General features: G+C 63.2%; 19 protein-coding genes and 1 riboswitch. Of the genes, 8 read left to right on the plus strand and 11 right to left on the minus strand.

The window, feature by feature from the left end:
* Positions 1-22: 22 nt before the first annotated feature.
* A complete protein-coding gene (locus ICM05_RS12925; protein ID WP_353055824.1) occupies positions 23-490 on the minus strand; it encodes a phosphoribosyltransferase family protein in 468 nt (155 codons plus the stop codon).
* Between ICM05_RS12925 and ICM05_RS12700 the strand changes: the two genes are divergently transcribed.
* Positions 467-655: a hypothetical protein gene (locus tag ICM05_RS12700; RefSeq protein WP_251364516.1), complete on the plus strand. Its 189-nt coding sequence runs from the start codon at positions 467-469 to the stop codon at positions 653-655. The genes ICM05_RS12925 and ICM05_RS12700 overlap by 24 nt on opposite strands.
* 264 nt (positions 656-919) lie before the next feature.
* On the opposite strand, the gene ICM05_RS04540 is transcribed toward ICM05_RS12700, so the two are convergent.
* The 8 genes from ICM05_RS04540 to ICM05_RS04575 form a co-directional block, all read right to left on the minus strand.
* Entirely contained in the window at positions 920-1654 is a 735-nt protein-coding gene (locus ICM05_RS04540) for a chlorite dismutase family protein (RefSeq protein WP_188023398.1), read from the minus strand.
* 71 nt (positions 1655-1725) lie between these two features.
* Entirely contained in the window at positions 1726-3453 is a 1728-nt protein-coding gene (locus tag ICM05_RS04545; protein WP_188023399.1) for an LpqB family beta-propeller domain-containing protein, read from the minus strand.
* Positions 3450-5159 carry an MtrAB system histidine kinase MtrB gene (gene mtrB, locus ICM05_RS04550; protein ID WP_188023400.1) on the minus strand — a complete coding sequence of 570 codons (1710 nt, stop codon included), beginning with the start codon at positions 5157-5159 and terminating at the stop codon, positions 3450-3452. Before mtrB ends, ICM05_RS04545 begins: the two co-directional genes overlap by 4 nt.
* Before the next feature lie 9 nt (positions 5160-5168).
* Positions 5169-5852, minus strand: coding sequence for an MtrAB system response regulator MtrA (gene mtrA, locus ICM05_RS04555; RefSeq protein WP_188023401.1), 684 nt, complete (start codon positions 5850-5852; stop codon positions 5169-5171).
* Between the two features lie 43 nt (positions 5853-5895).
* Complete coding sequence (locus tag ICM05_RS04560) at positions 5896-6336, minus strand: metallopeptidase family protein (RefSeq protein ID WP_188023402.1); 441 nt, start codon at positions 6334-6336, stop codon at positions 5896-5898.
* 34 nt (positions 6337-6370) lie between these two features.
* The gene (locus ICM05_RS04565) at positions 6371-7777 is read right to left on the minus strand and encodes a DUF5719 family protein (RefSeq protein WP_188023403.1); all 1407 of its coding nucleotides are present in this window, start codon (positions 7775-7777) and stop codon (positions 6371-6373) included.
* Positions 7774-10938 (minus strand): glycosyltransferase family 2 protein, encoded by a 3165-nt coding sequence (locus ICM05_RS04570; RefSeq protein ID WP_188023404.1) that lies wholly within the window; start codon positions 10936-10938, stop codon positions 7774-7776. The genes ICM05_RS04565 and ICM05_RS04570 overlap by 4 nt, the downstream gene beginning before the upstream one ends.
* A 128-nt stretch (positions 10939-11066) precedes the next feature.
* Complete coding sequence (locus ICM05_RS04575) at positions 11067-11375, minus strand: WhiB family transcriptional regulator (protein WP_188023405.1); 309 nt, start codon at positions 11373-11375, stop codon at positions 11067-11069.
* 171 nt (positions 11376-11546) lie between these two features.
* Here ICM05_RS04575 and ICM05_RS04580 point away from each other — a divergent pair, with 171 nt between their 5' ends.
* Together ICM05_RS04580 and trpS are read left to right on the plus strand one after the other, a co-directional pair.
* A complete protein-coding gene (locus tag ICM05_RS04580; protein ID WP_188023406.1) occupies positions 11547-12407 on the plus strand; it encodes an exodeoxyribonuclease III in 861 nt (286 codons plus the stop codon).
* A gap of 105 nt (positions 12408-12512) precedes the next feature.
* Entirely contained in the window at positions 12513-13532 is a 1020-nt protein-coding gene (gene trpS, locus ICM05_RS04585; protein WP_188023407.1) for a tryptophan--tRNA ligase, read from the plus strand.
* A 317-nt stretch (positions 13533-13849) separates the two neighbouring features.
* Here trpS and ICM05_RS04590 read toward each other — a convergent pair whose 3' ends face one another.
* The gene (locus tag ICM05_RS04590) at positions 13850-14572 is read right to left on the minus strand and encodes a hypothetical protein (RefSeq protein ID WP_188023408.1); all 723 of its coding nucleotides are present in this window, start codon (positions 14570-14572) and stop codon (positions 13850-13852) included.
* Positions 14573-14737: 165 nt separating this feature from the next.
* Positions 14738-14884: riboswitch (FMN riboswitch) on the plus strand.
* A 61-nt stretch (positions 14885-14945) separates the two neighbouring features.
* On the opposite strand from ICM05_RS04590, the gene ribD reads away from it, so the two are divergent.
* Genes ribD through ICM05_RS04615 form a run of 5 tightly spaced genes read left to right on the plus strand, consistent with a single transcriptional unit; the run spans position 14946 to position 19496 of the window.
* On the plus strand, positions 14946-16088 hold the full coding sequence (gene ribD / locus ICM05_RS04595) for a bifunctional diaminohydroxyphosphoribosylaminopyrimidine deaminase/5-amino-6-(5-phosphoribosylamino)uracil reductase RibD (RefSeq protein WP_188023409.1): 1143 nt from the start codon (positions 14946-14948) through the stop codon (positions 16086-16088).
* A 2-nt stretch (positions 16089-16090) separates the two neighbouring features.
* Positions 16091-16765: a riboflavin synthase gene (locus ICM05_RS04600; protein ID WP_188023410.1), complete on the plus strand. Its 675-nt coding sequence runs from the start codon at positions 16091-16093 to the stop codon at positions 16763-16765.
* Positions 16762-18021, plus strand: coding sequence for a GTP cyclohydrolase II (gene ribA, locus ICM05_RS04605; RefSeq protein ID WP_188023411.1), 1260 nt, complete (start codon positions 16762-16764; stop codon positions 18019-18021). Before ICM05_RS04600 ends, ribA begins: the two co-directional genes overlap by 4 nt.
* 28 nt (positions 18022-18049) lie before the next feature.
* On the plus strand, positions 18050-18580 hold the full coding sequence (ribH, locus tag ICM05_RS04610) for a 6,7-dimethyl-8-ribityllumazine synthase (RefSeq protein ID WP_188023412.1): 531 nt from the start codon (positions 18050-18052) through the stop codon (positions 18578-18580).
* 10 nt (positions 18581-18590) lie between these two features.
* Positions 18591-19496 carry an endo alpha-1,4 polygalactosaminidase gene (locus tag ICM05_RS04615; protein ID WP_188023413.1) on the plus strand — a complete coding sequence of 302 codons (906 nt, stop codon included), beginning with the start codon at positions 18591-18593 and terminating at the stop codon, positions 19494-19496.
* A gap of 15 nt (positions 19497-19511) precedes the next feature.
* On the opposite strand, the gene ICM05_RS04620 is transcribed toward ICM05_RS04615, so the two are convergent.
* The gene (locus ICM05_RS04620; protein WP_188023414.1) at positions 19512-20939 is read right to left on the minus strand and encodes an MFS transporter; all 1428 of its coding nucleotides are present in this window, start codon (positions 20937-20939) and stop codon (positions 19512-19514) included.
* Between the last annotated feature and the right edge of the window lie 22 nt (positions 20940-20961).

Consider the following 20961-nt stretch of genomic DNA (forward strand, 5'->3'; position numbering starts at 1 on the left):
TTCACTTTGAGTTAATCCACCCCTAATTTTCGACACTGTCATTTCTCTCAGCTCGACACATAGCTAAAACACAAGTCACCTGTGCGCCAACGCCAATTAATGCCTCGGCAGCAGCTGAAATTGTGGCTCCAGTCGTCACAATGTCGTCGATCAAGATGACCTGTCGACCGCGTAATATTCGCTCGCAGCGAGCAGGTACACGCACACGCCGCGCGTTTCGCATGCGGTCTCGCGATGACAGACCCACCTGGCCGCTTCTGCCGCGGGTGGCGACGAGCCCGGAGTACACGACGGCGCGGAGTGCGTCCTCTCCAGTTTGGCCATGCGCTTGGCTGCTCCGTCGCGTGCGGCGCAGCGCGCGCTGCGCGAGAACCGTCATGTGTGCGTAGCCGCGGCTGCGCACACGCGACCGGCGCGACGGCACCGGGACAATCAGTGGCGCTGCCAGAGCACCAGCAGGACTGCCGTGGTCGTTCAAGTTGCCGCGCATGTTCGCTACTGCTTGGCGGTGCTGCCTCTCCTCGGAAACAAGTGTCAGCGCCTCCGCGAGACCAACGGCCAGCCGGTCCCCCAGCGCACGGTGCAGCCCATACTCACCACCGTGTTTGAATCGCACAAGCAGGTCACGCACGACCCCCGCGTACTCGCCGCATGAGAGTGTGAGCCAACGCCCCGCAACCTCTCCCCTACCAACGGTGCAGACACGCACCTCACGGGCGCAGGGGTCGCACAGTTCTCGATCCGCGCGCCCGCACCCAGCACACGCAGTCGGCCACACTACAGCGAGCAGATCGAGCGCAAGTTCGCGCAGAAGTATCAGGAACCGGGGAGCATCAGTCATGCACCGATTGTGGGGCGGTGGGCAGCTGATCCGCGCCCAGAAAAACGAGGCGTGTGGATAAGTGTCTCAGCGGGTGCGCTACTGCAGTACCTCGATGATTTCTGCGGTTTCAAGGAGGCGTCCGGTCACGCGAGGTGACTCAAGCAGGAGGCCATCGCTGTCGGCGATCAGCTCCCCGACAACCCCGGAAAGATCTTCGAGCCGCTCGGCTTCGATCGCGAGGAGCCAGGGGAAGTCACCAAGACCGTATCCTGCAAACTGGTGCACCACGATGTCACCATCGAGAGTTTCGAGTTCATCATCATCGCCGTCCAACTCGTCGATGGCTTCCTCAAGGAGGAGCGCATCGTCCTCGTCGAACCCGGGCAAATCAAGGAACTCGGCGAATGCCGAGAAGTCCAGGAGCCCAGGCGAAGCGGGTGAGACCGACAGCCACTGCAGCGGCTCGCTGTCGAACGCTTCTCCCTCGTTAGCGAGGCCAACCGTGCTCCAACTGCGGATCAACGGCCGGATGAGCCCGGTACGGCGAATCTGACGCAGACCCCACTGCAGGTCTTCGACCGCGGCGCCGTGCAACACGACCATGAGGTCAGCGTCATTCCGCAGCCCGCTCACGTCGTACCAACCACGCAGCGCGACGCCCTCGTTTGCGAAGCTCTCGACCACATCATCCAGTTCACGGACAGCACTGGCAACGTCACGCCCGTCAAGCACCATCGGGTGCGTTGAGCTCAGGCGGAACGTTGCGCACAAGACCGCCGAGTGGCGCTCTTCGACATCGGCGTGGGCCGGGACACCTCGAGTTTCAGTCATGTCCTCATACTCCGCCGAAAGTCTTGTCCTGGCAAGAGCCGGTTCGCAACGGGTACGAGAACTTCTCGTGACTAGCCGCGAGTGGCGAGCGCCTGTACGTCGGTTTCCACGCGCTGCCAGCCGCCGCCCTGCGGCGCGAAGACGAAGTCAGCCGAGCTCCGCACGCGGATCTGCGCGCGGCCGCCACTGCCAGACACCTGAATGCCGTCCGGCACGCTCCCCTGCTCATACGAGAAGACGCCTACGCCGCCGACGGTGACCTTCGACGTCGAGCTGCCGGTCCCGGTGAGGGTGACGAAGCGGGTGTGGTCGATCCAATCAAGATCGATTGGTGTTCCGGTTGCCCACATTTCTTCCACGCCGTCCTCGGCGATGCCGATCGGCTTGCCTGCTTCGTCTCGGGTAACCCCGGCGACGAGCACCACACTGTTCGGCCCGTCTTCCACGAGCGCAGCGATGAGGTTGCCGCCAGGTGCAACACGTACCGCTGCAACCTCCCCCGCGTTCGACCACGGCAGTCGAATATCGCTCTGCTCACCGCTGTCTGCGGTGAGGCGAGCAAGGCCGGGAGCATCAGCTGCAACGGTCCAGACCCAGCCCCAGTCGTCGATGCTCGGCTCGAGCAATTGCGCACGACTGTCGACTGGAATGGTCTCGGCCTGCGTCACCAGACTCACGCCGCCCTCATGGCGCACTGCGGCGAGCGCGTCATTCTTGCCGAGCGAGACGGCATCTGGGTCAAGCTCGGTGATGGCCGAGCTGAGGTTTGCCATGGGATGAATCACGCCGCTGGAGATGGGGCCGAAACCGTCTTCGCGCACGCCAATGAGCTGGCGCCCGCGGGTCTCTGGCTTGGACTGCTGGTCGGTCTCTTGATCTTCTGCGATGACCACGCCATCGATCGAGAGTCGCACGCCTGAGCACCCCGGCACGGCCTGAAGACTCGCAAGCAGCTGGTCGAGCATCTTGCGCTCGTCGGCGTGGGTGGGCGGGGTGAATCCGGTGAGATCGACCTGCGCAATGCCATCAATAATGACCACGGCATCGCCGCGCACCTCGGTGCCAGCGGGGAATGCGTTCTCGACCTGGGTCACGAAGAGACTGCTCGGGCCCTCGAGAAGTTCGGTCACGATTTCTGTGGGCAACGCTGCGCGGTTGAGGAACCACCGTGTCTCAGGCGTGAGCTGTCCGTTGCGATCCACGAAGTAGAGCTGATGCGCAGACCAGATCGATGAGAAGTTTGCCCGGTCGACGATGATGCCAGCGGGGGCTGAGGCGATCCGCCACTCATTTCCGACCATCTCGAACTCGAAGCGCATGTCGATGCTCGGCCCTGGGCGCGCTGGCAGCAGTGTGCCTGACTCGTCGATCTCGGCGGATTGCGAGACGGAGAGAAGACCGGTGTCGTTTGCTCCCTTGCGGAACGGTCGCGTGCCCTCGTCAATGATGACGCCAGCGTACGGGTCCCACTGCTGGGCATAGTCAGGCGTGAGGAATTCGCGGGCGACCGCATAGTCATCGGTGCTCGAAGTCGCGGCAAGCACGAAGCCGCGCACAAGGTTTTCCTGGCTCGAACCGACGAGTGGGCCCGACGGGTTGAACTGCACCTGCTGCTCGCCCTGGGCAAGGTCGGCAAGACCGACCTCAACCGGTCCGTGCGCAGGAATTGCCGCGCATCCCGCGAGCAGACCGAAACCGAGCGTGAGCGCAATCGCCGCACCAACACGGCGGGACCGAGGCCCGACGGTTGCAGGTGCGACCGGCAGGACCGAACCACTGAGTCGACGTTGGCGGATCATGCGCCCTCCTCCTTCGACGTTCCCGTCACGCGGCGCAGCTTCCGCTTCAGCCAGTTTCCGGTGACCTGCACCGTGCCCTCCACTGCCGCATCCTCTGGAATGAGGGGCAGCGGCGAGACACCGACAGCCTTGCGGGACGAGCGTGGCAGGGTGAGGCGGAAGTTCGATCCCTCGCCAGGTGCCGACCATGCCTCAAGCGATCCCTGATGTGCGGTCGCGTCTTCCAAGGCGATGGCGAGGCCGAGGCCCGTTCCGCCGAGGGTGCGCTTGCGCGAGGGATCCGCGCGCCAGAATCGGTCGAACACGTGCTCAAGCGCGTCAGACGTCATACCGACACCCCAGTCACGCACCGAGATCGCAACCGCGCTCTCGTTCGAGTCGATCGTGATGACGACGGGCTTGCCCTCGCCGTGCTCGATCGCGTTACCGACCAGGTTCGACACGATGCGGCGGATGCGCCGCGCATCAACCTCGATCGGTGTGTATCCACCAATCGGACGCACCTCAATGAGACTCGATGACAGCGGACGCAGCTGGTCAGCAATCTCTTCAACGAGCGGCACGATCTTGGTCGATTCACGTTCGAGCGTCACGTGACCCGCGTCGTACCGGGAAATCTCGAGCAGATCAGCGAGCAACGATTCAAAACGCACAAGCTGCGTTTCCATCACCTCGACCGCGCGCTGTTGCGACGGGTCGAAGCTGTCGCGCTGTGCCTGGAGCACGGCACTTGCGAGGCGGATCGTCGTCAGCGGCGTCCGGAGCTCATGCGAGACGTCTGACACGAAGCGCTGCTGCATCGCAGACAGTTCATCGAGCTCGCGGATACGCGCCTGAATCGTATCTGCCATCTCGTTGAAGCTCGTTGAGAGCTGGTCAAAGTAGTGGTCGTTCTGCCTCGGCATTCGCGCAGAAATATCGCCGCCAGCAACGCGCTTACTCGTCTCGGCAGCCGAGCGGATCGGACGGAACACGATACGACTCATCGTCCACACCAGGGCACCGATCAAGAGCATCATGCCGACAGCAGCGAGCAAGAACGTTCGCTGCACGAACGCGAGCGTCTCCTGAGTGTTGGAGAGGTCGTATCCGATGTACAGGTCATACGTCCCAGCGCCAGCGGGGAACACCAGCGTCGAAGCGACCACCAGGCCTGGTGACTGCGTACCGTCCTGATTGATGAACGTCACCGGCTGCAAATACTGCGGATCGTTTCCATCGCTCAACGCTTCCGCGAGCTCAGGGGTGACCGCGTCCATAAGCGCCGAGTTCGTGTTGAACTCCTGCGGTGCTTCAAGGAACGGAGCTTGACCTGGCTGGCGACGCACGTAGATCATCTGGCTGGCCGAGGTGTCTTGCACCGTTCGGCGCACCGAAGCAGACAGGGTGGAAAGACCGCCGCGATCCGCCGCATCGTAGGCATCGATGAAACGCTGCGCCGCAAGCGTCGCTCGCGCGGCATCTTCCAGGGACTGGCTCTTGCGCGAGCTGTACAGGTCACTGCTGATGCTCGCGAGCAAAATCGCGCCGGTCACGACAACGATGAGACCTGTGAGCACGCCCGTTGTCGCCATGGTGCGCACCATGAGCGAGTCCTGCCACAGGCGGCGCAACGGACCAAATACCGGGTCAATCAGGCGAATGAAGCGCAGTCGCGCGCGACGCAGCGCAAGGCTGAAGCGCGACCGCTTCCCGGAGTCAGCCACGAGAGTGCCTTACTGGAAGCGCGCGCCGGCGCGGTAGCCAACGCCGCGAACCGTCGTCACGATGACGGGACGGTCGGGGTCAGGCTCAATCTTCGCGCGCAGGCGCTGCACGTGGACGTTCACGAGGCGGGTATCAGCCTTGTACTGGTACCCCCACACGCGCTCAAGCAGCACCTCGCGAGTGAATACCTGCTGGGGCGTGCGCGCGAGAATCACGAGCAGATCAAATTCGAGGGGCGTCAGCGAGATCACCTGGTCACCGCGGCGCACTTCGTGGCCGGTGACATCGATCTCGAGATCGCCGATGTGGAGGCGTTCACCAGCAGTTGCCGGCATCTCGCGCAGACGTGCCTTGATGCGCGCGACAAGCTCGACCGGGTTGAACGGCTTCACGACGTAGTCGTCGGCGCCGGCTTCCAGGCCGCGCACGACGTCTCGCGTATCGGTGCGCGCGGTCAGCATAATGACCGGAACGCCCGACTCCTCACGAATCACTTCGCAGACCTCAATGCCGTCCATGCCGGGCAGCATCAGGTCGAGAAGCACGAGATCGGGGCGTACCTTGCGGAACACCTCAACAGCCTCAGTGCCGTCAAAGGCGTGCTCGATTGCGAAGCCCTCACCCTGAAGCACCATGGTCAGCATTTCAGAGAGGGCCCGGTCGTCGTCAACCACCAAGATCCGTGCAGTCATGACACCATTATGCCTGTCACGTGGCGCGGATCGGGACAACCTGTCAGAAGTGTTCAAATCGCCCGGGCAAGAGTTCCCATGGTTCTCGCCCAAGGTACTCACACACGGCCCGATAGACGCAGTGCTCGACAAAGTACCTGCGGTGCTCTTCATCATCGACGTGCAGGCCACGGGCGCGCTGGATCGGCATGCGATACAACACGATCGTGCGCTCCGCCCGATTCACGTTGTAGAACAGCGGCATCTGACTCTCGTCGGTGCCACGCACCTCGGGGTATGGCGCAGTCTGGAAGCCAATCTGCACGTTCTGAAGCTCGTCTGAGAACTCTGCTTGCAAGTAGTCAACGACTGCTCGCGCCCAACGTTCAAACTTCGTCACCCGGTTGCCGGGGTCCATAATCGACGGCCCAGCCATCGACGACCGAATCGGTCGCCGATCGTGCCGACGTGCGACGCCTCGCGACAATCGATCCCGATGACTCATAGTGGTAATTCTAAGACGTGATGCTGGGCGCGGATCACCGCAGGTACACCGTCAGCTCGCCGTCACGGTCGATCTCTGGCACGATCGGGTAGCCAGCGATGCGGTTGTCGCCAACAATGCGCACTGCAGCGTAGACGGGAGCATCGGTCGAGAGCACGGACGCGTCGCTGAGCGCGATGGGTACCGCTGCACCCGCAGGCACCTTGACGTTTGCGGTTGCACCGCCGGTTGCACGAACACTCACCTCAGCGGTGGTCGTGCCGGGATTGGTGACCACGAGCTGTCCGCCCTTGACTGCGGGCACCGCGGCTTCAGTGTCAGCCGCGATGACGGGAGCAGCCGAGAGCCATTCGTAGTCCTGACTTCCGAGCATTCGTGCGGCTGCGCGTGCGGCCGAGTACACGGGAACGTCTGACTCAACGATGACGGCGTTTGCCTTGGTCGGCCACTTGTTCACGACGAGCTCGCCAACGGTGTCGGGAGCCAGATTGATCGTGCCGAGTTCGGTGCTCGAACCCGAGGCATCGACGGCGCGCACGCGGGCGACACCCTCAGCGCCGTCTGCCGCGATCACGCGAACCGACACCGGAACCTCGTCGCCGTCACCAGCATCGCTTGCGCGGTTTTCGCGACCAGAGACATCTCGGTGCGTCACCGCGGGGATGACCGAGGTCATCGCAGGACGCAGCTGACGCGTGGTGGAAGAAATCGCGAACGGGGTGAGATCGACAATGTGAGCAACATTGAGCGATGCCGTTACCGGAGCACCCGTGCTCGTCACCTGGACGGCGAGACGTGCGCGATCGGGAGCGAATCCGTTCAACGACACGGTCTGCTGACCGCCAGCCGGGACGATGACGCCTGCAGCCTCTGAGGCATCGATCCGCCCATTTTCATCGAACACCGCAAGGTGCACGGTCGCAATGACGCCAGAGGGATTTCCGATCGTCACGGTCGTTGAGACGCCGAGCGTGGACGCGCCACCGATGAGCCACTGGCTGTTCGCGGGCTCGGTGCAGGTCGACGCAGCTGCGCCGGCAACCGTCGCGGTCTTCACGACCGCATACTGCGCCGCACTCATTGTCTCACCGGTCGCACCGGTGAACGTCTTTCCACCGTCGGTTGACCCGTTGTTCGGGTGCAGTGTCTGCTCCCCCGCGGTCACTCCGTCAGCCGCCGCAAATGCGACGCCAACCGAGCCGACAGGAATCGAGACATCTGGCTGGCTCGGGTCAGCGCCAAGCTCGCCAAACGGTCCGGCGCAGACGAGGCGCTGCTCGCCCCCCTGCTGCGTATCGACGTTGAGCGCGAGCGGCGGGCGCTCCACCTGGAAGCCTTGGCCGGTGCCAAGCGCGATCGCTGCGGTTGCTGCGATACCGGTAATGATCAGACCAGTGGCGGCGCGAACGCTGCCCCGAACAATGTTGGTGCGGCCGCTCATGAGCGCGCCTCCTCGGTGTCGGTGTCGGTTGCTTCGGGCGCGGCGGGAGCCGCGGGAGCCTCAGGCACCTCGACCTCGACCTCGACCTCGACCTCGGTCTCGGTCTCGGCCGCGGGTGCCGCTACCGGTTCAGCCGCTGCCACAGCGTCGACCTCAGCATGAGCATCAGCCTCGGGAGCTTCGGTATCAGCGGGGGCATCGACCACGGCCTCGACCGGAGTCTCAGCTACCGCCGCAGCGTCAGCCGCAACCACGGCGCCCTTCTTGGGCTTCCTGGGCTTCTTCACCTTCTCAGGCTTCGGTTCTTTTTCAGGCTTCGGCTGCTTCTCGGGCTTCGGCTCTTTCTCGGACTTTGCGGCCTTCGGCGGCTTCACCTTCGCAGGCTTCACGCGGCGCTCAGGCTGTTCGACGACCTCACCGGTCGGGAGCGCGAGCATGAACATGCCGAGGAGCACGATGACCTGAATGATCCAGATCGTGTGACCGCTGAGGTTGGTACCCGCGAGCACGCGCGAGGTGGAACCCTCGTCTGCCTTCTGCACGACATCATCAGCCACGCGCCAGAGCAAGCCTTGCTCGGTCGAACCTGCGCTGAGCAGTTCAACGTGCTGTTCGAAGATGCGCTGCATCTCCGCGTCTGCGCTGGCGTCTGGCCCGGGGGTGAGGAGCACGAAGCTCACGCCAGCATCCTGCAGGCGCTGCTCAACACTCGCGTCACCGACTGAACCGAGTGCGCCGACGAGATCCGCGATCTCCTTGTCCTGCGCAGTCGGTTCCTTACGGAAGTCTGCGGTACGCATCTGGTCCATGCGCGTACCAGCACCAATGAGCACCTCAGCTCGTACCGCGCGGTCGCCCGTCGCGGTGAGGACGAGGGTGCGCGTGGTGGTGTTGCCTGCGCCAGCTGCCTGCACGATGGCGGGAGTCTGCTGGTGCTGCTCAGCGAGCGGAACGTTGCCAGTCGCAAGCGTCAATGCCAGCGGGCCCACCGCGACGAGCGCGCCAACCACTGCGACCGAAATGACCGCGGGAGCGGCGCGACCAATGAGTTCAGCACCGAGCGCAGCGAGCGAGACGATCGCGAGCCAGTACAGCGCGAGCCCCGATCCGGGCCACAGCGCGACTCCGGTGTCACCACTCGTCGTGAGGACGAAGTTGCTCGACATGATCGCGATGAACATGCCAAGTCCGCCGAACAGGGCGCTCAACACCGTGACCGCGATGCGACCCGTGTAGAGACCGAGCAGGGCGAGGAGCGCGAGCGGCAGCATGAGGATACCGACCAGCAGGGTCGCAGGTGCGCCACCCAGGCCGATGGCCTCGAAGATCTTGCCCCAGCCCTCAAGGCCAAACTCGGGGAAGCCGAGCAGCAGGTGCCAGGTGTTGCCCGGTTCGAAGGGCGACACAGCGCCGGGATCCATGAAGATGTTCAGGGGCGATCCGCTCCACAGCGCGTGAATGATCTTCGGTGCGAACAGCACCGCTGGTGCGATCGCGACCGTGAGCACGCGAGCAATGCCGCGCACGCTACTGAAGAGACCGATAACCAGGAACACGAGCGCGACCGGCAACAGCACGGGAGCGCACGCGAGCGCGACGGCAGCGAGCAGCGAAGCGGTGCCAGCCCAGCTCCAGGACTCGCGACAGCGGGTCGCAGCGAGCAACAGCCACGGCAACACGATCGCGAGAATTAGGGTCGTCAGACGCCCGGCAGCAATGGAGCCGAGCAGTACCGGGCTCAGACCGAAGCCAAGCGCCGTGATCGCACGGCCGGCACGGGACTCGGTGAGCTGCGCTGCCCAGGTCCAGGCACCCATGGCCGAGAGCGGGATCGCAACAATCACGAGAATTACGAGAGCGTGCGACGGGTTCCAGAACGTGAGCGAGCCAAGTACCGCAAGCACCCAGGTGAACGGATCAGCAGGAACACCATCGATCATGCGGGTGTTGTGCCATAGCTCGGCAAAGTCGCTGAGCGGCGCCATTCCGCCACCAATGAGACTCGTGTGCGGAATCGCCCACCAGGTCATACCGATCGCGAGCACAAACGTCGCGATGAGCACCGCAAGACCACCGGTCGAGATGAAATGAATCTCGCGCTTCTGTCGCCCCTGCGCAGCAAGGATCGCCTCACGGTCGATCATTCGCGCGGTGCGAACGTACTTCTGGTCAATGCGCAATTGGCGGATCGCGGGCCAGCCGACGTGGGAGGCCGCTTTCACGCGCTTCCGCGACTGCACGAGCATCTTGGGTCGCAGGAACACCGACCATGCCGAGACGAACTCGGCAAACATGTTGCCCGGCTGCTCGCGGATCAGCGCCCACGCGACGCGTGCAATAGAGAGGAACGGCAGGCCGATCCACATCAGCGCCGCAAGATATGCGGGCGCGTAGGCGATGCGACGGTGCAGGTGCGAGGTCCTCGCCTGGCGGTGCGCCTGACGCAACACCGAGCGGCTGCGGTCGATGCGGGGGCCGGCGACGCCGCTGCGTGCGAAGCGGACGCGCGATTCTGCGGCAACCTCAACGCGGTAACCAGCGAGGCGGGTGCGCACCGAGAAATCGAGACCGTCATCGTAGGTCGCGTAGGCAGGGTCGAAGCCGCCGAGCTGTTCCCAGACGTCGGCGCGCACGAGCATGCCGACCGGGCCAACGCCCATGACGTCCTGCATGTGGTCGTACTGCTGCTGATCGAGCTCCTGGCGGCGAAGCAACCAGCGCGAGCCACGCTTCGTCAGGCTCTGACCAAGTTCGATGATGCGCTCGGGGTGATCCCAGTCAACGAGCTTGGGGCCTGCGACGACGACCGAAGGGGCCACCTCAACGCGGGCAAGAATGTGGTCGAGCGCCTCGGGCTCAGGGCACGCGTCTTCGCTGAGCAACCAGAACCAGTCAGTCTCGTCATTTGAAGCCGCCGGTGACTGTGGCCGGTTCTCAACGCCCTGCGCAACCGCACGGCCGAACGACACCTTCGAGGGCAGCGCGACAATCGCGTCCACCCCAGCCTCGCGGAGCTGATTATCCACGCGAGTGCCGCCACCGTTGTTTACCGCGACAAGGGTCGCCGGCACACGGGTCTGCGACCTAATCCCAGAAACTGTTTCGTTGAGCCATTCTCCGCCCTGGTTGGCGACGAGAACGACGGTCACTTTGCTGCGCATATGGCGGCCAGTTTAGGCCGCTACACCTGCGGAAAGCTGGAGGCGTGCCGCATTCTGTCGATCAGCAAGATCGGCAAAATGGGCAAGCGGGTGCCCCCGGGAGATCGGTGGGCGCGGATCCGCTGCTGTTAGATAGCTTCGCGACGCAGCTTGCGACGCTCACGCTCTGAAAGGCCACCCCAGATGCCAAAGCGCTCATCGTTCTCGAGAGCGTACTCGAGGCACTCAGCGCGCACCTCGCAGCTCTCGCAGATGCGCTTTGCTTCACGGGTGGATCCGCCCTTTTCAGGGAAGAAAGCCTCAGGGTCGGTCTGTGCACACAGCGCGTCACCCTGCCAAGCAAGAACTTCGTCTTCCTGGCGGATGCCCGGCATTCCGAGCAGAACCGGATCTACGTACCAATCACCCGGGATGTGAGCGCGCGCTGGTGTCGTCATCTGTACATCTCCTCCGGGTAAAACTTTTTTCCGAGCCACGTCATCGTGGGTCGTCAATAATTACACCGTTGTGATTCAGATAAGTCAAGTCCGAAAGTGTAAACCGTGGTTCGCGAATTCTTGGGCTTTGCGAGGCTGCGTGTCGTCAATATGCGCCATAGAATGACAGACATGTCTGAATTTCTGCGCGTTGCATCGGTAAACGTCAACGGCATTCGTGCCGCTTTCCGTAAGGGCATGGGCGAGTGGCTCGACGCGAGTGGCGTCGACGTACTCGCGCTCCAGGAGGTACGTGCTCAGGACGAGCACCTGCAGGAATTCCTTGGTGAACGTGGTTGGCATTGGCTCCACGATCCGTGTGAAATCAAGGGTCGCGCGGGTGTTGCGATCGCCAGCCGTGTCCCGGCAACCGCACACCGCGTCGGTCTCGGTGCTCCCGATGAGCAGGAGTCGATCCAGTCGTCTGGCCGTTGGCTTGAGGCTGATTTCCCCCTCGGTGATTCGAGCATCACGGTCATCAGCAACTACACCCACTCCGGTGAGGTCGGCACCCCGCGCCAGGACGCGAAGTTCGCGTTTCTCGAGGCGATGGGCAAGCGAATGACCGAGCTGGAAAATGAGTACCAGAACGTCGCAATCGTGGGCGATTTCAATGTTGGCCACCGCGAGTTCGACATCAAAAACTGGAAGGGCAACGTCAAGAAGTCGGGCTTCCTTCCCCAGGAACGCGCATTCTTCGACCGCTACTTCGGCGCGCGCGGCGAGACCGTGACCGGCGTTGACGGTTCAGAGGGTCCCGGCCTTGGCTGGGTCGATGTCGGGCGCACCTTCGCTGGCGAGATTGACGGCCCCTACACCTGGTGGTCAAACCGCGGTCAGGCGTTCATCAACGACACCGGTTGGCGTATCGACTACCACGTCGTCACCCCCGCGCTTGCTGAGCGCGTTGTTGACTACCGGGTCGACCGCTACCCCTCGTACGACGCCCGCTGGTCGGACCACGCGCCCGTCATCGCGGACTACCGCATCTAACGCGCACCCTTCGCAGCGCCTCGCTCACACGCGTGGGGCGCGGATCGCGAAGCGCATCGCACCACACTTTCGCCGCCGAAATATATAGAGCATAAAGAAGCAGTAATGACTGAACAGAACACCCCCGCAAAGCCCGTCATCTTCTCTGGCATGCAGCCTTCGAGCGACTCGCTCCAGCTCGGCAACTACATTGGCGCCCTCAGCCAGTGGACGCAGATGCAGGAAGACTACGACGCGTTCTTCTGCGTCGTGAACCTGCACGCAATCACCGTTCCGCAGGACCCCAAGGAGCTCGCCGCTCGTACCCGTCGCACCGCTGCGCAGTACATCGCTGCTGGCATCGACCCAGCGAAGTCGACCCTGTTCGTGCAGTCGCACGTTTCGGCACACGCTGAGCTGGCATGGCTCCTCAACACCCTCACCGGGTTCGGTGAGGCGAGCCGCATGACCCAGTTCAAGGACAAGACGCAGAAGAAGGGCATCGAGGCGTCGTCGGTTGGTCTCTTCACCTACCCGATCCTCATGGCATCTGACATTCTGCTGTACCAGGCGAACGCGGTTCCCGTCGGCGAGGATCAGCGTCAGCACGTCGAACTCACCCGTGACCTCGCGCAGCGCTTCAACTCGCGCTTCGGCGACACCTTCGTCGTGCCCGAGGCAGTCATCCCGAAGGGTTCGGCAAAGATCTACGATCTGCAGAACCCGACCGCGAAGATGTCGAAGTCTGCCGAGACCGAGGCTGGCCTCATCAAGGTGCTCGACCCGTCGAACGTGACGACGAAGAAGATCATGCGCGCCGTGACCGACGACGAGGCTGAGATTCGTTTCGACCGCGAGGCAAAGCCCGGCGTCTCGAACTTGCTCACCATCTTCTCGGTGCTCGGCAACCGCACCATCGAGTCGCTTGAGGAAGAGTTCGCTGGCCTCGGCTACGGCCACCTGAAGAAGGCTGTCGCTGAGGTCGTCGAGGCTGAGCTCGCCCCCGTGCGTGCGCGCACCGAAGAGCTGCTCGCTGACCCCGCAGAACTCGATCGTCTCCTCGCAGGTGCGGCTGACCGCGCCAACGAGGTCGCTCAGGCTTCGCTCAACCGCGCATACGACGCAATGGGCATCCTGCGCCGCTAAGTCGGGTCCACCAAGCAGTTCACTCTGCGTGCTCGCTGGCCAGGGTACTTTCCAAGAGTTCCACCTCGCGTCCCCAGCCACTTCGTGGTGAGACACGGACGCTCCAGACGGCAACTCACTAGCCGGCGACACTCAGCGATTCGTGATCTCCCAACAGTAAATGGCTCCCTCAGAACTATCTGAGGGAGCCATTTACTGTTGGGAGATCGACGCTTGCGCCAATTCACCGAGTTTTGTCCCAGATTCAATAGGCTGCCTATTCGTTGCATCCGTTTCTTCGTTCCATATGCGTCTGCAGCCTCAGTTAAAGACCACGGCTACGCGGCGCCTCGCGCTCGTATCTCTTCGCGGCAGTCCAACCGGAACTCTGTGATGGACTCATCAATTTCTATAATTGTTTTTCCAGCCACGTAGTCTGACCATCGTGCCTCCGATCGATCGCTTTCAAGCTCAGGGTTCTCCCATGCGCCGACCAAGTTCTCGACGGAGAATGAACGAGATTCCTTGACGGCGTTCAAGAGCTCTTCGCGGAGAACCCTCGTGTATCTCATTAAGTCGAGACCAAGATCCAGCATGCTACCTGCTGATTTCATACCCCGCATCTCCAAGCCGCCTTCGATGTCGACGAGAAGACGAACTACCTTTGAACTGTGCTCACGCATATTCTTTGCTTGGTCTGAGAGGGTCGTGATCGCGTCGAGGCGCTCGTTGTAACTGAGATCCGGCTCGAGAGGGCTCCGAAGACCATGTCGGATAAACGTGATCGTGTCTTCCGCCTCGAGTACAAGCCCCCACATCTGACTAACCGCAGCATAATGCGATTGTTTATGTTGGCTAGCCAGCATCTCTTTTTCTACGTCTACCAACGATTTGGTGTGACTAACATATGACCAAGTCACGGCTAGAAGCGCCAGCGATGAAGCGACGGTAAGACCTGGTCCGAAATCCATCCCGGTCTTTGATGCAACCCAAGTAATTACAAAAGCAATAACCAAGATGGCAATCACAATCAATAAGAAATAGAGGATTCGCTTCTTCACAACATAGATACTGGCATGGAAGTTACCCAAGGGAAGACAGCGCCACGAGACCATAACGAGGTTACTCGCGCACCACCCTTTTTATTCCCGTGATCCGCCACTTTTTCTGCGTTCCGCTCCAGGCAGAAATTTCCCCGCTCCCAGGCGGCAGCTACTACAGTGGAAAACGTGTTCCGGGGTTGGTGAGATTCCAAACCGGCGGTGAAAGTCCGCGAGCACTCGCAACCTGCGGGTGTTGAACCGGTGAAATTCCGGTGCCGACGGTAGTAGTTCGTGAGTGTGCGGGCTTAGTCCGGATGAGAGGAACGCAGCCCGTCGGCGACCCCGACGGCGTTCTGCGCACCCGGTCACGCTTGAGAAATGGCGGATTCGGATGATTGAGCAGACATCGCAACGCACTGTCGTTGATGCGATGCAGCGTGCGCTCACAATCGCAGCGCGTGGCCCCGCCGAGAACGCAAACCCGCAGGTGGGATGCGTCTTCATCGACGCCGATGGCCGCATCATTGCTGAGGGCTGGCACGAGGGTGCAGGCACCCCGCACGCAGAAACTTCCGCGCTCGCTCGCATTCCTGCCGAGTGGCGCGATCGCATGGCCGAGCTGACCGCTGTGGTCACGCTCGAGCCATGCAACCATACCGGCCGCACCGGCCCGTGCGCTGTGGCGCTCGCTGATGCCGGAGTTGGCGCGGTCGTCTACGCACTCACAGATCCCGGTAAGACCGAGGGCGGCGGATCCGCAACGCTGCAAGCAGCCGGCATCAGCGTCACCGGCGGTGTCCTCGCCGCTGAATCACAGGCTTTGCTGCGCGGCTGGCTCGAACGCCAGGCCGCAGCTGCGGCGAGCGCGCAGGCAGCGTTGCATGGCGAGGAGTCGGAGGCTGCGGCCGCGATCCGCCTCCCGCGTGTGATGGTGAAGTGGGCGCAGACTCTTGACGGTCGTGCCGCGGCAGCTGACGGTTCGAGTCAGTGGATCACTGGTCCCGAGGCGCGCGCTGACGTGCACCTTCGGCGGGCACAGGCTGACGCGATTCTTGTGGGGACGGGGACGTTGCTCGCTGATGATCCGTCACTCACGGCGCGGGCTGCTGACGGCTCATTGCTGGTTCCGGCCGCTGAGCAGCCGATTCCGGTCGTACTCGGGCGGCGCGAGATTCCGGCTGAGGCGAAGATCTTGGCTCATCCGGCACTTGCTGGTCGCGGTCTTGCGGCACCGATCCGCCTCACTGGCGAAGATCTCGCGGCCGACTTTGCGGAGCTTGCTGCGCGCGGCATCACCTCGGTCTTTGTCGAGGGCGGCCCCAAGGTTGCGAGCGCGATCATCGCGGCAGGCCTCGCAGACGAAGTGCTCGTCTATGTCGCTCCCGCGCTCCTCGGCGGCGAGAAGCTCGCGGTCGGCGATCTCGGCATCGCGTCGCTGGCAGGCATCGTCCGCCTCGACCGCCCCCAAATTTCACAGCTCGGCGACGACCTCCTCGTCACCGCCGCGCTGACCACCAACACAGAGGAGAACTGATCATGTTCACCGGACTCATTGAGGAAATCGGCGAGATCGTCGACATCTCCCCCGTGGGTGACTCGCTGCGCCTCACCATCGCTGGCTCGCTCGTCACCTCAGACGCCACCCACGGCGCATCCATCTGCGTCTCTGGCGTCTGCCTCACCGTCATCGAACAGGGTGCAACCGCGGATGGCCGCGGCACGTTCACCGCAGATGTGATGGCGCAGTCGATCCGCATGTCGGCGCTCGGCGATCTCACGGTCGGCAGCCGCGTAAACCTCGAGCGTGCAGCCCGCCTCGATACCCGCCTCGGCGGACACATCGTGCAGGGCCACGTCGATGGCACCGCGACGCTCCTCTCTATGACACCAGAAGACAACTGGAAGACCTACCGCTTCGCGATTGGCGCAGAGCTCGCTCCCTTGCTTGTAGACAAGGGTTCCGTGACGCTTTCGGGTACGTCACTCACCGTCTCGAACATTTCGCCAGCAAGCGACGCAGATCAGTGGTTTGAGGTTTCGCTCATTCCTGAGACGCTTGTAGCAACCATTCTCGGCGCGCTCACCCCCGGTGACCGCGTCAATGTCGAAACTGACATCATCGCTCGCCACGTCGCGCGCATGCTCCAGTTCGACCGCCCGGTCCACGAACTTCCCTCTTCCATCACCACCAACGAAGGATCCCTCTCATGAGCATCCCTGGTATCTCCACCATCGAAGAAGCGATTGCAGCGATCAAGGACGGCCGTCCCGTCATCGTCGCTGACAACGAGAACCGTGAGAACGAGGGCGATGTCATCCTCTCGGCTGAGCTGGCGACCCCCGAGTGGATCGCGTGGACCGTGCGCTGGTCGTCGGGTCTGCTGTGCGCCCCGATGTCGAATGAGATCGCGAACCAGCTCGACCTCCCAATGATGGTGGAGCGCAATGAAGACGTGCGCAGCACCGCGTACACCGTCACCGTCGATGCGGCTGAGGGTGTCACGACCGGCATCAGCGCGAGCGATCGCGCGCACACTCTGCGCACCCTCGCGAACCCCGATTCATCGCCGACGAGCGTGAACCGTCCCGGCCACGTGCTCCCGCTGCGTGCGGTTGACGGCGGCGTGCGCGTGCGCGACGGCCACACCGAGGCCGGCGTCGAGCTCATGCGCCTCGCTGGTCTGCGCGAGGTCGCAGTGATCGCCGAGATCGTCGCAGAAGACGGCGAGATGATGCGTCTGCCCGGCCTCGTCGAGCTCGGCACCCGCGAAGGCGTGCCGGTCATCACGATCGAGCAGCTCATCGCGTACCTCAACGAGCACGACCCTGAGGGCTGCCCCGCACCCGCAGATCGCCACAGCCGTCGTGTCAGCCGCCGCGCTGACACCCTGCTGCCGACCTCACACGGTGACTTCCGGACCCTCGCGTACCGCGACCGTCGCACGGGTGTGGATCACCTCGCGCTCGTCGCGCTCAATGCGCAGGGTGAGCTGCCGGGGAAGGACGCGCTCGTACGCGTCCACTCGGAGTGCATCACCGGTGAAGCCTTTGGTTCGCTGAAGTGTGAGTGCGGCCCGCAGCTCGAAGCAGCAATGGATCGCGTACACGAGGAAGGCGGCGTTGTCGTCTACCTGCGCGGCCAGGAGGGTCGTGGCATCGGCCTCGCGAACAAGCTGCGCGCGTACCAGCTGCAGGAGCAGGGCGTCGACACCCTTGATGCCAACGTTCGCCTCGGCTTGCCCGCCGATGCACGCGATTACACCGCTGCCGCAGAGATCTTCGCTGATCTCGGTATCCCCTCGGTTCGCCTGCTCACGAATAACCCTGACAAGGTGGCGCAGCTCGAGGAGCACGGCATCGTCGTGACTGAGCGCGTTCCCCTCGTCGTTGGTGTGAACGAGAAGAACGTCGGCTACCTCAACGCGAAGCGTGACCGCATGGGGCACCAGCTGCCCGATTCGATCTAACCCACCGACCGGATTCCAAGGAGTAATTATGAGTGGCGCAGGAGCACCTGACCTTCGCGTAGACGCAACCGGCCTCCGGGTCGCCGTCATCGCGGGCAGTTGGCACCAGGAGATCATGAACGATCTCATCAAGGGTGCGCACGAAACCATCATGGGCATGGGCGCGGATCACACCCTGTTCCGCGTGGGAGGCGCCTTCGAGTTGCCCCTCGCCGCGCAGGCTGCGCTCACCCCTGCTGAGCAGGGTGGCGGCGGCTTCGACGCGGTGGTGTGCCTCGGCATCATCATTCGTGGCGGCACCCCGCACTTCGATTTCGTCGCGAACTCCGTAACCGACGGCCTCACCCGCGTGCAGCTCGATACCGGCCGCCCTGTCGGCTTCGGCATCCTCACGACCGATAACGAGCAGCAGGCAATCGATCGATCGGGCGCACCCGGTGCTCCCGAGTCGAAGGGCAAGGAGGCTGCCGAGGCAGCACTCCACCTCGCGGTGACTGCGCGTCGTATTCGTACCGAGGGGCCAACGATGCAGCTCGTGCCGGGCACGCCGCAGGGCTAAGCTCGGTCACATGAATTCGAGAGCGCGCAACGTTGCACCGCACAGGCGAGCATTGGCCAACGCCCTGGCCGCGTGTGCACTCACGGTAGCTTGCGCGCTCACACTCACGGCGTGCGCTGAGACTGACTCAGCGCACGCCGCTGGTGTTTCTGGCGGCTCTGCTGCCACTGCTCCTGCCTCGGCTCCCAGGCTCCTGCCGAAGGGCGCGACCCCCGACTACCAGCTCGGTGGCGCGTATAAGCCGGCAGCCGGGGTCGGCATTGTGGGTCGCGATCGCTCGGATCCGCCAGCCACAGGTGTCTACTCCATTTGCTACGTGAACGGCTTCCAGACGCAGCCGGGCGAGCTGAAGTCGTGGCCGAAGAGTCTGCTGCTGCAACGCGGTGGCAAGCCGGTCTATGACCCAGCGCGGCCAGACGAGGTCATCCTCGATACGTCGACGGCGACATCGCGCTCCGGGATTTTGAAGCGCGTGAAGCCGTGGATCGAAGACTGCGCTCGCGCCGGGTACGACGCCGTCGAGTTCGACAACCTCGACACGTTCGAGCGCTCTCACGGTGCGCTCAAGCAGTCCCACAACGCGGCGCTCGCGAAGTCATTCGTGCAGGTCGCGCACCAGGCGGGCCTTGCCGCCGGGCAGAAGAACGCTCCGGCGTATGCGGCCTCGCTCAAGAAGTCGGCTGGCTTCGACTTTGCCGTGGCCGAATCGTGCGGTGCCTACAACGAGTGCGGCTTCTACACGAAGACGTACGGTTCGCAGGTGATCGATGTTGAGTATCCCGAGGGTCTCAAGGACGCAGGCACGACCTTCGCGAAGGTCTGCAAGGCGCAGGGCAAGCCCAAGTGGATGGTGCTGCGCGACCGCGACCTCACGACGCCAGGGTTGAAGGGGTATCGCTTCCAGAAATGTCAGTAGCACCCGTGGACCGAATCAGCGCTGTCGCTCCGGCTTCGGCTTCGGCACAAGGAACGCAGCGATCACGCCAACAAGTGACACCACGGCTGCAGCCCCAAAGAGCGCCGAGAATGTACCAGTGCCCTGTGTGCCGGCAGCGGTCAGACCCACAGTGGTGAGCACGAGCGTGGCAATCGGGGTGCCGAGCGCAGAACCGACCGTGCGCAGCACGCCGTTCACCCCAAGCGCGGCGCCCAGACCAGCCGCTGGGACATTGCCCGCGATGAGTTCGGCGATGACCGCAAAACCAATCCCGTTTCCCAGGCCAATGAGACTGAAGAACACTACGACGACCCACAACGACTCGGGGCGAACCGCAATACCCACGCCACCAAGCAGCATCACCCCGAGTGCGAGTGCTGCAACCCAACGCCCACTCATACGGCCGAGAAGCCAGGGCGTGAGCCGCCCACCAAGAAAGACCAGAATAGCTCCAGGCAAGAGCGCGACACCGGTCGCGGTGACGCCAAGCCCGTGCCCGACACCGTGCGCGGGCGAAGCCTGCAACAGTACGGGCAGTCCCACGTAGAACACGTACGGAATGAAGCCGAGGAAGACGGTGAGCAGGTTCGTGGCTGCGAGCGCGCGGTGTGTGACCAGGCGCGGATCCACCAGGGGCGCGGCAACACGACGTTCAACGAGCACGAGCGCGATCAGGCTGATGACGGTGACTCCTGCCAGCCCAAGGATGACCGGTGAACCCCACCCCCAGCTCGCACCCTGAGATACCACGAGGAGAAGCGGCAGCAGGGTTGTCACCAACAGCACAATGCCGCCCCAGTCGGGACGGGTTTTGACTGCTGGCGCAGCCGAACCAGGCACCTGCCAGAGCACCAGGGCGATGGAGAGCAGGCCGAGCACGCCGCCAACAATGAACAGCCAGGGCCAGCTCAGGAAGTCGACCACCGCGCCGCCGACGACAAGCGCGAGTCCTGCACCGAGTCCAAGCGTGCCTGACAGCCAGCCAATTGCGGTCGCCTGAGCACTTCCAACAAGCTGCAACCGCACGATCGCAACGGCGAGTGGGAATGACGCAGTGGCCGCACCCTGTAGCACTCGACCAGCAAGGAGCAGCGGCAACGTCGAGGCAATTGCCGCGAGGGCGGCGCCCGCGACAAAGATCAGCATCGCCAAGATGAGAATGCGACGATGTCCGAAGCGATCCCCCAGCGAGCCGATAACCGGCGCTGCAACGGCGCCGCTGAGCAGGTATGCCGTGAGAATCCATCCCGCGGTGGCGCTGTCTACCTGGAGTTCAGCGGCAAACACCGGAAGAGCAGGGACCAACAGCGTCTGCATCATTGAGAACGCGAGTACCGCCGAAGCGAGCGCGAGGGTTAGACCAGCGCGTGAGACTCGGTGTTCCGGAGATCGTACAAGTGCCTGAGCAGTCTGCGTCGTCATTTTCACCTCTCAAATTCGGAAC

Origin of the sequence: Leucobacter sp. cx-42 (assembly GCF_014529985.1) — a bacterium.
Lineage (GTDB): Bacteria > Actinomycetota > Actinomycetes > Actinomycetales > Microbacteriaceae > Leucobacter.